9 protein-coding genes are annotated in these 13,386 nt (G+C 70.1%); all 9 read left to right on the top strand.

Annotated features, from left to right (window positions below):
* Positions 1-50: 50 nt before the first annotated feature.
* On the top strand, positions 51-488 hold the full coding sequence (locus tag RWX45_RS09380; RefSeq protein WP_316023467.1) for a cupin domain-containing protein: 438 nt from the start codon (positions 51-53) through the stop codon (positions 486-488).
* Between the two features lie 152 nt (positions 489-640).
* On the top strand, positions 641-1,978 hold the full coding sequence (gdhA, locus tag RWX45_RS09375; RefSeq protein WP_316023465.1) for an NADP-specific glutamate dehydrogenase: 1,338 nt from the start codon (positions 641-643) through the stop codon (positions 1,976-1,978).
* Positions 1,979-2,262: 284 nt separating this feature from the next.
* Entirely contained in the window at positions 2,263-4,626 is a 2,364-nt protein-coding gene (locus tag RWX45_RS09370) for a bifunctional UDP-sugar hydrolase/5'-nucleotidase (protein WP_316023464.1), read from the top strand.
* Complete coding sequence (locus RWX45_RS09365) at positions 4,610-4,981, top strand: sterol carrier family protein (RefSeq protein ID WP_316023463.1); 372 nt, start codon at positions 4,610-4,612, stop codon at positions 4,979-4,981. The genes RWX45_RS09370 and RWX45_RS09365 overlap by 17 nt, the downstream gene beginning before the upstream one ends.
* Before the next feature lie 359 nt (positions 4,982-5,340).
* Positions 5,341-6,111 (top strand): DeoR/GlpR family DNA-binding transcription regulator, encoded by a 771-nt coding sequence (locus tag RWX45_RS09360; RefSeq protein WP_316023462.1) that lies wholly within the window; start codon positions 5,341-5,343, stop codon positions 6,109-6,111.
* Positions 6,108-7,160: a 1-phosphofructokinase family hexose kinase gene (locus RWX45_RS09355; protein WP_316023461.1), complete on the top strand. Its 1,053-nt coding sequence runs from the start codon at positions 6,108-6,110 to the stop codon at positions 7,158-7,160. The genes RWX45_RS09360 and RWX45_RS09355 overlap by 4 nt, the downstream gene beginning before the upstream one ends.
* Before the next feature lie 59 nt (positions 7,161-7,219).
* Positions 7,220-9,289: a fructose-specific PTS transporter subunit EIIC gene (locus tag RWX45_RS09350; RefSeq protein WP_316023460.1), complete on the top strand. Its 2,070-nt coding sequence runs from the start codon at positions 7,220-7,222 to the stop codon at positions 9,287-9,289.
* 173 nt (positions 9,290-9,462) lie between these two features.
* Positions 9,463-11,736 (top strand): bifunctional UDP-sugar hydrolase/5'-nucleotidase, encoded by a 2,274-nt coding sequence (locus tag RWX45_RS09345; RefSeq protein ID WP_316023459.1) that lies wholly within the window; start codon positions 9,463-9,465, stop codon positions 11,734-11,736.
* An 89-nt stretch (positions 11,737-11,825) separates the two neighbouring features.
* A partial coding sequence (gene purF, locus RWX45_RS09340) for an amidophosphoribosyltransferase (protein WP_316023466.1) occupies positions 11,826-13,386 on the top strand: 1,561 nt, incomplete at its 3' end.

The following is a 13,386-nucleotide window of genomic DNA, read 5'->3' as shown; positions in this document are numbered from 1 at the left end:
GGCGTCGCAACGGCGCCCGCCGTCCGTCACCGATCCACGGGAGGACCACCATGACCGCCACCACCGATGAATCCGTCTTCGCTGCCGAAAACATCTTCGGCAAGGGGGAGCTGAACGCCGCCTACGCCCAGTACTTTATCGGCGACAGCTACCTCAAGAACCTCGTTGAGGACGACCAGTGCGCCGTCGGCGTCCACAACGTCACCTTCTCTCCCGGCTGCCGCAACAACTGGCACATCCACCACGCCACCTCCGGCGGCGGCCAGGTACTCATTTGCACCGCCGGCTCCGGCTGGTACCAAGAGGAGGGTAAGGACGCCGTTTCCCTGGAGCCGGGCAGCGTCGTCTTCGCTCGCGCCGGAGTCAAGCACTGGCACGGCGCCAAGGCCGACTCCTGGTTCTCCCACATCGCGCTCGCGGTTCCCGGGGAGAACACCTCCAACGAGTGGCTCGAGCCCGTTGACGACGCCGCCTACGCCGCACTCTGAACGACCGCCGGGGCCAATCCTTGAGATGTTTCGTCTCAGTTACCGCCGAGGTGTCAGTCTTGAGGCCAGCGCGGGATGCCCGCCCTGCTCAACGACGTGCTCCTGCGCCGCAATCGCACTCAAGCGATACTGACAGGTGAAGGAGTTCCCTCATGCAGGACGTTGTCGAGAAGGTTTATGAGCAGGTGGTGGCTCGCAACCGCGGGGAGGCCGAATTCCACCAGGCCGTCCGCGAGGTGCTGGAGTCGCTCGACCCCGTCATCGCCAAGCACCCCCACTACGCGGACAACGCACTCCTGGAGCGCATTGTGGAGCCCGAGCGGCAGATCATGTTCCGGGTGCCGTGGGTGGACGACGCGGGGCAGGTGCACGTCAACCGCGGCTTCCGCGTCGAGTTCAACTCCGCGCTCGGCCCCTACAAGGGCGGACTGCGCTTCCACCCCAGCGTCAACGTCGGCATTATCAAGTTCCTCGGCTTCGAGCAGATCTTCAAGAACGCCCTGACCAACCAGGCCATCGGCGGCGGCAAGGGCGGCAGCGACTTCGACCCCCACGGCAAGTCCGATGCCGAGGTCATGCGCTTCTGCCAGTCCTTCATGACCGAGCTCTCCCGCCACATCGGTCCCAACACCGACGTCCCCGCCGGTGACATCGGCGTCGGCGGCCGCGAGATCGGCTACCTCTTCGGCCAGTACAAGCGCCTGCGCAACAGCTACGACGCCGGCGTCCTCACCGGCAAGGGCCTGGCCTGGGGCGGCTCGCTCGCGCGCACCGAGGCCACCGGTTACGGCACGGTGCTGTTCGCCCAGTCCATGCTGGCCACCAAGGGCGAGACCCTGGAGGGCAAGAAGATTGCCGTCTCCGGAGCCGGAAACGTCGCCATCTACGCCATCGAGAAGGCTCAGCAGCTGGGTGCCAAGCCCATCACCTTCTCCGACTCCTCCGGCTACGTCGTCGACGAGGCCGGCGTCGACCTTGACCTGCTCAAGCAGGTCAAGGAGGTCGAGCGCGGACGCGTCGCCGACTACGTCTCCCGCCGCCCCGGCGCTCGTCTGGTCACCGAGGGACGCCCCTGGGACGTGCCCGTGGACGTCGCCCTGCCCTGCGCCACCCAGAACGAGCTCGACGCCGACTCCGCCGCCACCCTGCTGCGCAATGGATGCGCCGTCGTCGCCGAGGGCGCCAACATGCCCTGCACCCCGGAAGCCATTGCGGCCTTCCAGGCCGCCGGCATCCTCTACGCCCCCGGCAAGGCCTCCAACGCCGGCGGTGTGGCCACCTCCGCCCTGGAGATGGAGCAGAACGCCGGCCGCACCCGCTGGGACTTCGCCACGGCGGAGGCCAAGCTGGCCGGCATCATGGTCGACATCCACGACTCCTGCGTCGAGGCTGCCGAGACCTACGGTCGCCCTGGCGACTACGTCCTGGGCGCCAACGCCGCTGGCTTCACCCGCGTGGCCGACGTCATGATCGCCCACGGCATCGTCTGACCTCGCACGGGCATCCCGGCCGGGCTGATCTCAGCGAGGTCGCGCTCCGGCCATCCCCGCGCTCGACGACGGCACCCAGCTACTTTCCCACCGGTAGCTGGGTGCCGTCGTTGTGCTTGGTATTGCCGTGGAATATCACTCTCTGGACGAGGCTTATGGGAGTAATAAGTAAAGGCGTGGATAGCATCACCAAATTGTCATCATTACTAATTGGTATGTGCTATGGACCACAGGTGTCCTGACACTTATGGTGATGTCAATCGTTGGACCTACCGAGGATCATCATGAGACCGCATCTGGTGAGCAGGGCGGCCGTCTCCTTGACGGCCCTCGCCCTCGTAGTCTTTGCGCCCTCCGCTGCCGCGACGCCCGTCGTCGGATCCGCCGCGGCCGTGCCCGCCGACGGCCCGGTCGGGATATCCGCCCGCGCTGACAGCGACGGCGGCACCGTCATCAACCTGCTCGGGATCACCGACTTCGGTGGCCACATCGAGCGCGTATCCACACAGAGTGAAGGCACGCAGGTGGTGAGCGAACCGGGCGCCGTCACCCTCGCCTGCGAGGTTGCGGCCGCGCGGGAGGCGCAGCCCGACACGCTGCTGGTCTCCGCCGGAGACAATGTCGGCGGTTCGGCGTACGTCTCCTCGGTTCTGGATGATCAGCCCACCATCGACATTCTGGGTGCCATCGGCCTGGACGTCACCGCCGCCGGCAACCACGAGTTTGATCGGGGCGTCTCGGATCTCTCCTCCCGCCTGGCGGGCGCCTTCGACGCCCCCATCCTGGCCGCCAATGTCACCGGCGACGCCGCGCTGAGCGCGCAGGGGGATGGCGACGGGGTGTGGACCACTGAGGTTGGTGACGTCACCGTGGCCTTCGTCGGCGTCGTCACCGATGAGCTGCCCAGCCTGGTCGCCAAACAGGCCCTCGAGGGCGTGTCCGTCGCGAACGCCGTGGAGGTCGCCAACGCCCGGGCCGCCGCCCTCAAGGATGGGAAGGCGGACAACGGAGAAGCCGACGTGGTGGTCGTGCTGGCGCACGAGGACGCCGACGTGTACGGCCCGCAGTTCAACGGCTCGGTGGACGCCGTCGTCGGCGGCCACACCCACGCGCCTTACGCCGCCACCGTCACCGGCAAGGACGGCAATCGGATCGCCATCGTCCAGCCCGGCCAGTACGGCAACTCGCTGGGGAACATCACCCTGTCGGTCGATCCGGACACGGGCTCGGTCAGTGTGCTGCAGGTGAAGAACATCGACTTGACCGCTTCGACCTGCACCACCGACGCCTACGGCGTCCAGGCCATCGTCGACCAGGCCGTGGCGGACTCGCGCGAGGCCGGGGCGCGGGTGCTAGCCACTCTGGACACGGGCTTCTACCGTGGTACCAACGACGGGTCCGACCCCGGCGCCAACCGCTCCACTGAGTCCACGGCTGCCGACGTCATTGCGGACTCCTACCGCGCCTGGCTCACCACGGATATCCAGCCCGAGGTCGACCACTACATCGGTCTCATGAACCCGGGTGGTGTGCGTGCCGACTATCTGCCCGGGGAGCTCACCGAGGGGGAGGCGTACACGGTGCAGCCCTTCGGCAATGAGATGGGGTACGCCACCTACTCCGGCGCCCAGGTCAAGGACATCCTCGCCCAGCAGTGGCAGCCCGGCACCTCTCGGCCGCTGCTCATGCTCGGGGTGTCCGGCAACGTCCAGGTGTATATCGACCAGGACGCCGCCGAGGAGCTTGAGGGGTACTGGAGCCGAATCTCCGCGGGCACGCAGTCTGCCGCCGACCTCACCGATGCCATTGAGGCCGCCCGTGGCCGTGTCATCCGCTCCGTCTACGTCGACGACGCCGAGCTGGCAGATGACGCCGAGGTGGTGGTCGCCTCGAATTCCTTCATGCTCTCCGGTGGTGACGGCTTCACCATCCTGCGTGAATCGACACCGGTGAGCACCGGCGTCCTCGACCGCGCCGTCACCGCCCAGTATGTGCAGACGGCGTCCACGGCGTCCGCCGACCTGGCCAAACGGCAGATCGGCGTGGATCTGGATACCGACTCGGCCGGCGGCACCGCCACGGTCCGCCTGACCGGGCTGAACTTCACCGCGGCCTCCGAGCGCTCCGCTCCCGGTGCCGCCCAGGAGGTGACCGCCACGGTGGCGCTGGCCGACGGCGGCACCCAGCAGCTGACCAGCGCCGTCATCGACACCACCATCACGGCGGACCTGCCCGAAACCGGGACGGCCACCTTGCGGCTCGCCCTGCCCGACGACGTCGCCACCAGCCCCTGCCCGACGCCGACCCGGGCGGGAGTCACGGCACAGACCGCCTGCGCCGTCGTCTCCTTCACCCTGGTCAATCGTGACGGCAGCACCCGCAGCATCGACCTGGCCGCCCACGTCCCCGCTGCGGCCGCCGCCTCCCCGGCCGACTCCGCCATGCCGCCCGTCAGTGACCAGGTCATCGCCGTGCCCGGCGACGACGATGCCTTGGCGGAAACGGGGGTGCCGGCCTTCCTCGGCTCCGTCGGCGTCATGTCCGCCACGTTGCTTGTGGCGGGCGGGACCGCCTGCTACCGCGTGGTGCGCAGGGCCTCCCGAGCCGGGGTGGTGCCGTACCGTCGGAGCCATGAGACGACGCATTGACCCCGTTACCGGTGCCCGCGCGGTACGCCAGTGGGCGGCCGACGTCGACGCCGGCGCCCGCCCGCAGCGGGCCACCGCGGCGACCGCCGTGCGCTACACGCTCGAAGAGCTGGCCGCCTGCGCCCCCGGGCGCGCCGTGGAGGTGCGCGTGCCGCCCTTCGGTGTCACCCAGGCGGTGGCCGGTACGGTGCACCGCCGTGGTACCCCACCCAGCGTGGTGGAAACGGACGCCGCCACCTGGCTCGCCCTGGCCACCGGGCGCCTGGAATGGGAGGACGCCCTGGCCTCCGGGGCGCTGCACGCCTCCGGGGAGCGCTGCGATCTGTCGGCATATCTGCCACTGCTGCGCGCGTGAGTCGGGTTGGCCTGGAGCGAGCACGCGGGGTGGTCCGTGAGTGCGCGGGTAGTCCGCGAGCGCGCCGGGCAGCCCGCGAACGCGCGCGTCTAGGCGGCGTTCTCGGCGGCTGGGGAGCGTCCCCGGCGGTGCGGGTGCATGCTCGGCGGCCGGGGATGTGCGCGCCGGTGCTGGGGCGCACTCGCCGGCCCGGGGTGCATGCTCGGCACCGTCAGGTGAACTCGGCGTGTTGGCCGCCCACAGTGCGCCCGGATGCCCGGCCGGGCATTGATCTTTGACTATTTGTCGTTTCTCTCTTCCCATGAAGTCCGTTCGGGCATATGATCGTGTCCGAACGGACTTCATGGGAGAGGTACGGCATGAACGCAGAGCAGCGCCAGCAGGACATCGTCGACACGGTCGCCCGCGAGGGCCGCGTTGCCGTCGCCGATCTGGCCGCCCGCTACGCCGTCACCGTCGAGACCATCCGCCGCGACCTGACCGCGCTGGACCGCGTGGGCGCCCTGCGCAAAATCCATGGCGGCGCGGTCCCGGCCACCGTCCTGGCCCTGCCGGAGACCGCCGTCGCCGAACGGGAACTGCTCGGCGCCACCGCCAAGCAGGCCATCGCCGCTGCCGCCATCGCGGCCCTGGAACTGCGGCCCGGCGCCACCCTCCTGCTCGACGCCGGCACCACCGTCGGCTGTTTCGCCCGGCTCCTGCCCGAGGGGCTGGGTCTCACCGTCATCACCGACTCCGTGCTCACCGCCGCGCTGTTGGCCGGCCGCAGCGACCTGACCGTGCGCATGCTCGGCGGCCAGGTCCGCGGCATCACCCAGGCCGCGGTTGGCCCCGAGGCCCTGAGCACGTTGGCCACCCTGCGCGTCGGGGTTGCCGTCATGGGCACCAACGGTTTGACCGCTGAACACGGCCTGTCCACCCCGGATCCCGACGAGGCCGCCGTCAAACGTGCCATGGTCCATGCCGCCGGCCGCGTCGTTGCGCTGGCCGACGCCACCAAGATCGGCCAGGAGCACCTCGTCTCCTTCGCCGACCTCGACGACGTCGATCTGCTCGTCACCGACGCCGCCCTACCCGCTCCACTCGCCACCCAACTCGCCGACACCGGAACCGAGGTACGCATCGCATGATCGTCACGCTCACCCCCAACCCCTCACTCGACCGCACGGTCACTCTGTCCGGGCCGCTTGTGCGCGGCGGCGTCAACCGGCTGCAATCGGTCACCACCGAACCGGGTGGCAAGGGACTCAACGTCGCCCGGGTCCTGGCTCGTGCCGGGCAGGCAGTGACCGCGGTTTTGCCCGCACCCGAGCACGACCCGCTCTTGGCAGCCGTGCACGCCCTGGAGACGCCCGGTCTCAACGCCGTCGCCGTGCACGTCGCCGGGGCGGTGCGCATCAACACCGCCGTCACCGAACCGGACGGCACCACCACCAAGCTCAACGAGCCCGGTGCCGCTCTCAGCCCCGCCGAGGTCGGCGCCATTGAAACCGCCCTCGGCAATGCCGTGGCGGACGGCTCCGGCCACGTGCCCGGGAATCCCGCGGGCCGACCGGACAACGCCGCCGCCGCTACTGCGGCCGCCACTCGCGACTGGGCCGTTTTGTCCGGTTCGCTTCCGCCCGGCGCGCCCACCGACTGGTACGCGCAGCTGGTCCAGCTCCTGCGTGAGGTGTCTCCCGGGCTGCGCATCGCCGTCGACACCTCCGACGCGCCCCTGGCGGCGCTGGCCGCCGCTCTGCCGGACGCCGCCCCCGACCTCATCAAACCCAATGGTGAGGAGCTCGGCCAGCTGGCCGGGCTGCCTGCCGACCGCGCCACTGCACTCGAGCAGGGCGCCGCGGCGGGTGATTACGGTCCCGTCGCCGACGCCGCCCGGGTGCTGGTGGAGCGCGGAGTACGCGCTGTCATGGCCACCCTGGGCGGGGCCGGCGCCGTCCTGGTCACCGCGGCGGGCGCCTGGCGCGCCACCGCCCCCGCGGTGCCCGTCATCTCCACCGTCGGTGCCGGAGACTCCTCCGTCGCCGGCTACATCCTCGCCGACGTCCGCGGCGGCGACGCTCCGAAGCGCCTCGCTACCGCCATGGCCTACGGCTCCGCCGCCGCCGGCCTGCCCGGAACCACGCTACCCGGCCCCGCGGATCTGCCCGCGCAGGCCGCCGTCGTCACCTCGCTCTGACCATCCAACCCGTCCCGCACCGGCGGGGCGGAACCACCAGGAGACACCAAGGAAACACCATGTCCGAGCCCACATCCGCAGCTCAGACGCCGCTCATCGTCCCCGAACTCGTCCGCCTGGACGCATCCGCGGGCACCGACAAGCAGGCCGTCATCAACTACCTCGCCGACGTCGTCGCCGCTGGCGGCCGCGCCGACACCCCCGAGGGACTCGCCGCCGACGCCCTGGCCCGCGAGGCCACCGCGCCCACCGGCATCCCTGGCGGCATCGCCATTCCGCACTGCCGCAGCCCGCACGTGCTCGCCCCCTCGCTCGGCTTCGCCCGGTTGCAAACGCCGGTCGACTTCGGCGCAGCCGACGGCCAGGGCGCCGACCTCGTGTTCATGATCGCCGCGCCCGCCGGCGCCGACGACTTCCACCTCCAGCTGCTGGCCAAACTGGCCCGCGGCCTCATGAAGACCGAGTTCACCGACGCCCTGCGCGCCGCCGCCACGCCGGAGGAGGTCACCCGCCTGGTCACCGAGCAGGTCCAGCCCGAGCTGCTCGACGCCGGCGCCGCACCCGCTGCGGGGGAGGAGGCCGCCGCGCCCGCAGACACCGGACGCGTCATCGTCGGGGTCTCCTCCTGCCCCACCGGTATCGCCCACACCTTCATGGCCGCCGAGGCCCTCGAACAGGCCGGCAAGGAGCGCGGCGTCACCGTGCGCATCGAGGGGCAGGGATCCGGCAAGATCGACTGGCTCGACGCCGACCTCGTGGCCGCGGCCGACGCCGTCATCTTCGCCCACGACCTGCCCGTCAAGGGGCTGGAGCGCTTTGCCGGCAAGCCGGTCATTGACGTCGGTGTCAAGGCCGCCGTCAACGATGCTGGTTCCCTAGTTGACCAGGCCCTGGCCGCCATCGACGACCCCGCCGCCAAGCGCGTGGCCGGAGGCGCGGGCGGCGGCGAGGCCGAGGCCGAGGAGGAACACGTCCACTGGGCCCGGCGCCTGCAGCGCTCGGTTATGACCGGCGTGTCCTACATGATCCCCTTCGTCGCGGCCGGCGGTCTGCTCACCGCCCTCGGCTTCCTCTTCGGTGGCTACGACATCACCACGAATGCCGAGGCCATCGTCACCGGCTCCAGCCTGTGGAACCTGCCCGACCTGTCCAACCCGGACATGGCCGCGCCCAACGCCCTGGGCGGTTCCCCGCTCCTGGCCTACATCGGCGCCGTGTTCTTCATGCTGGGCAGCACCGCCATGAACTTCCTGGTGCCGGCGCTTGCCGGATATACCGCCTTCGGGCTGGCCGGGCGTCCCGGCATCGCCCCCGGCTTCGCCATGGGCGCGCTGTCGGTTGCGATCGGCGCCGGCTTCATCGGCGGTCTTATCGGCGGCCTGCTCGCCGGCTACATGGCCTCCTGGCTGGCGGGCTTGGACGTGCCCCGCTGGCTGCGCAGCCTCATGCCGGTGGTCATCATCCCGCTGTGCACCACGCTGGTGGTCGGCTCGATCATGTACATGCTGCTCGGCAACCCGCTGGCCTCCTTCATGACCTGGCTCAGTGAGTCGCTCACCTCCATGGCCGACTCCGGCTCCGCCATCTTCCTGGGCATCATCCTGGGCCTCATGATGTGCTTCGACCTGGGTGGGCCGGTCAACAAGGCCGCCTACCTGTTCGCCACCGCAGGTCTGTCCGCCGCGACCACGGCCTCCTATGAGATCATGGCGGCCGTCATGGCCGCCGGCATGGTGCCCCCGCTGGCCCTGGCCCTGGCCACCACCGTGCGGCCGGGCCTGTTCACCGACGTCGAGCGGGACAACGGGCGCGCCGCCTGGCTGCTGGGAGCTTCCTTCATCTCCGAAGGCGCCATCCCCTTCGCCGCTGCCGACCCGCTGCGCATCATTCCGCCGTCCATGGTGGGCGGTGCCGTCACCGGGGCCCTGTCCATGGCGCTGCACGTGGGCTCGCGCGCCCCGCACGGCGGCATCTTCGTGTTCTTCGCCATCGACAACGTGCTCGGCTTCTTCCTCTCGATTCTTGCCGGCATGATCGTCACCGCCGTCGGCGTGGTGATCCTCAAGCAGATGCGGGCACGGAAGCTCCTCGCCGAGGCCAAGGCCGAAGCGGCGGCAGCAGCCGCCTGAGTCGGACGGTTCATTCTCAGCGTCGAGGTCGGTCGCTATGGCCGGCCTCGACGCTGTACTACGTCACGACCCCGGTGCGCACGTCAAAAGGAGGTGTGACCAGGCGCGTAATGGAGTGAAGAGGCCTACACTGAGCGCATCCCCACCCGCCCCCGATCTGTCGAGGCTTGTTCATGGCACACCTATTCCGTCGTCTCGTCGCCTTGATGGCGGCCCTTGCCCTGGGATCCCTAGCACCAGCACTGGCCGCCCCGGCCACGGCCGCGGAGCCCGCCACCACCACAATCAACATCCTCGGCATCACCGACCTGCACGGGCATATCGAGACCACGAGCGACGAGCCCGGCGCCGTCACCCTGGCCTGCGAGGTCGCCGCCGCCCGCGCGCAGAACCCCAGCACGCTCTTCGTCTCCAACGGCGACAACGTCGGCGGCAGCGCCTACATCTCCTCCGTTCTCGACGACCAGCCCACCATCGACGTCCTCAACGCCATCGGCCTGGACGTCACCAGCGCCGGTAACCACGAATTCGACAAGGGCATCACGGATCTCTCGGACCGCCTCCTGCCCGCCTTCAACGCCCCCATCCTGTCCGCCAACGTCACCGGCAACGCCGCGCTGGCCGCCGAGGGCTCGGGCGGCGGCACCTGGGTCACCGAGGTCGACGGCATCAAGGTCGGCTTCGTCGGTGTCGTCACCGAAGAGCTGCCCAGCCTCGTGTCCAAGTCCGCCCTCGAGGGCCTCACGGTCCTGGACGCGACCGCCACCGCCAACGAGCGCGCCCGCACCCTCAAGGACGGCGACGCCTCCAACGGGGAGGCCGACGTCGTCGTCGTCCTCGCCCACGAGGACGCCGCCATCTACGGCAACCAGTTCAACGGTGACGTCGACGCCGTTGTCGCCGGCCACACCCACGTGCCCTTCGCCGACGTCGTCAAGTCAACCGACGGTACCGACATCGCCGTCGTCCAGCCCGACCACTACGGCCTCAAGCTCGGCGAGATCTCTCTGACCGTGACCACGGCCGCCGACGGCACGAAGGACGTCACCGCCGCCACCGCCCGCAACCTCGACCTGGCGGAGTCCGACTGCACCACCGACGCCTACGGCGTGGCCGCGATCGTCGCCCAGGCGAAGACGGACTCCGAAGCGGCGGGCAACGAGGTCGTGGCGACCCTCGGCTCGGACTTTTACCGCGGCACCAACGACGGCACGGACTACGGCGCCAACCGCTCCACCGAGTCCACCGCCTCCAACCTCATCGCCACCTCCTTCGCCTCCTGGCTGTCCACGGACATCCAGCCGACCACCGACTACGCGATCGGTCTCATGAACCCCGGCGGCGTGCGCGCCGACTACGCCGCCGGCGAGCTCACCAAGGGCGAGGCCTACATGGTGCAACCCTTCGGCAACGAGATGGCCTACGCCACCTACACGGGCGCCCAACTCAAGGAAGTCCTCGCCGAGCAGTTCCAGCCGACGACGACGCGCGCCGCGCTCATGCTCGGCACCTCCGACAACGTCGAGGTCTACCTCGACCAGGACGCCGCCGACCAGCTCGAGGACTACTTCACGCAGATCTCCACCGCCGCCTCCGAAGAGGAACGGACCGCACTCACCGAGAGTCTCGCCGACGCCATCGCCGACGCGCGCTCGCGGGTCATCGACGCCGTCTACATCGACGGCGAGCTCCTCGACGACGCGGCGAGCGTCACCGTCGCCTCCAACACCTTCCTGCTGGCGGGCGGGGACAACTTCGACACGCTCGGCAACTCGACGATGATCAACACCGGCATCCTCGACCGCGACGTCACCACCGACTACCTCGCGCGCACGGCGCCGGCCACCGCCTCCTACCGCACGCACCAGGTCGGCACCTCGCTCGCCATCGACGGTGACACCGTGACGGCCCGCTTCACCGGGCTCAGCTACACGGCTACCGCCGAGCAGGGCGTGGGCGACGCGGCCACGTCGATCACGGCCACCGTCACCATGGCCGACGGCTCCACCCGCACGCTCGCGACCAGCGACATCGACAACACGATCACCCCGGGCCTGCCCGAGACCGGCCAGACCACGCTCACCTTGACGATCCCCGACGGTGTAGCCACCCAGGCATGCACGATCGACGGCGTGAGCACGACATGCGCGATCGTCTCCTTCACCGTCACGAGCGCCGACGGCTCTACCCAGACGCTTGCCGTCACCGCCCAAGTCACGCACACGGCCTCGCCGACACCGACGGCCAGTCCAGCGCCGACCGGCGGTGAGACGACCGCCGCGCCGGCGGGACCGACCGCGACGGCGCCGACGGCCCCGGCAACATCCGCAACGGGGCACGGCACGCGGGGAGCGCTGGCCCGCACCGGCGCACCAATCGCCCTCGGTGTGCTCGCCCTCGGCCTCATGGGCGGCGGCACGCTGCTGACCGCTCGCCGACGCCACTAGCGCCGCCCGGAGCAGGGGAGCGGGCCGTGTGGAAGAATACGGGCGTGAGCTTTGGTGACCCCGGCCGGACCACCCCATCCTCCGGTGAAGTGCTCGCCCGTCCGCACCCCGAATCGCTCCTCGCTCCGGGCGAGGAGGTGAACGAGGAGTGCGGTGTCTTCGGTGTCTGGGCGCCGGGGGAGGAGGCCTCGCGCCTGACCTACTTCGGCCTGTACGCCCTCCAACACCGCGGCCAGGAGGCCGCTGGCATCGCCTCCACCGACGGCAGCAACATCCTCGTCTACAAGGACCTCGGGCTGGTCTCCCAGGTCTTCGACGACGGTGCCCTGTCCAGCCTCACCGGTCACCTCGCCGTCGGCCACGTCCGCTACGCCACCACCGGGGCGGGCACCTGGGAGAACGCCCAGCCGATGCTCGGCCCGGTCGCCGGCTCCACCCTGGCACTGACCCACAACGGCAACCTCACCAACACCCGCGAGCTCATGGAGGCGGTGTACCGCGCCAACGGTGAGGATCTCACCGGCGACCTCGGCCGTGGCTCCTCCACCGACACCGCCGTCATCGCCGCCCTCATGGAGCTGGTCTCCCAGCGCGGGAGCTTGGACACGTGGGACTACGACGCCGTCGACGCCGACTCCTCTCTCTATCAGGCGCTCGACCCGGCCACCGCTGCGGCCACCCCGCCGCTGAGCATCCCCCAGGCCGCGCGGCGGGTGCTGCCCATGCTGCGCGGCGCCTTCTCCCTGGTGTTCATGGATGAGCACACCCTGTACGCAGCCCGCGACCCGCACGGCGTGCGTCCCCTCGTGCTGGGGCGGCTGCAACGCGGCTGGGTCGTCGCCTCCGAGAGCGCTGCCCTGGATATTGTCGGTGCCGCGTTCGTCCGCGAGATTGAGCCCGGCGAGCTCATCGAGATCGACGCCGACGGCGTACGCTCCACCCGCTTCGCCTCCGCTCGCAGGGCCGGCTGCGTCTTCGAATATGTCTACCTGGCTCGCCCCGACACGCGCATCGCCGGCCAGTCCGTCATCGCCGCCCGCAATGCCATGGGCGCGGCCCTGGCCCGCGAGCACCCGGTGGACGCCGACCTGGTCATTGCCACCCCCGAATCCGGTACCCCGGCCGCCATCGGCTACGCCCAGGCCTCCGGCATTCCCTACGGGCAGGGACTCATCAAGAACGCCTACGTCGGGCGCACCTTCATCCAGCCCACCCAGACCCTGCGTCAACTGGGTATTCGGCTCAAGCTCAACCCGGTACGCGAGGTCATCGCCGGGCAGCGCCTCGTCGTCGTCGACGACTCGATCGTGCGCGGCAATACTCAGCGCGCCCTGGTGCGCATGCTGCGCGAGGCCGGCGCTGCCGAGGTCCATGTGCGCATCTCCTCCCCGCCGGTGCTATGGCCCTGCTACTACGGCATCGACTTCGCCACCCGGGCCGAACTCATCGCCACCGGCATGAGCGTGGAGGAGATCCGTCAGTCCATCGGCGCCGATTCTCTCGGCTACCTGTCTGTGGACGGCATGGTTGCCGCCTCCGGCCAGGGCGCCGACGCGTTGTGTACCGCCTGCTTCACCGGCAGCTATCCGATCGCCCCGCCGCGGGAGGGCGCCCTGCCCGGCGCCCCTGCGGTGACCCGCGTCCCCGGCG

The sequence above is a fragment of the Actinomyces sp. MRS3W genome (genome assembly GCF_032465695.1).
In the GTDB taxonomy this organism is placed as follows: Bacteria; Actinomycetota; Actinomycetes; order Actinomycetales; family Actinomycetaceae; genus Actinomyces.
This window is presented reverse-complemented; position numbering and strand designations above follow the sequence as displayed.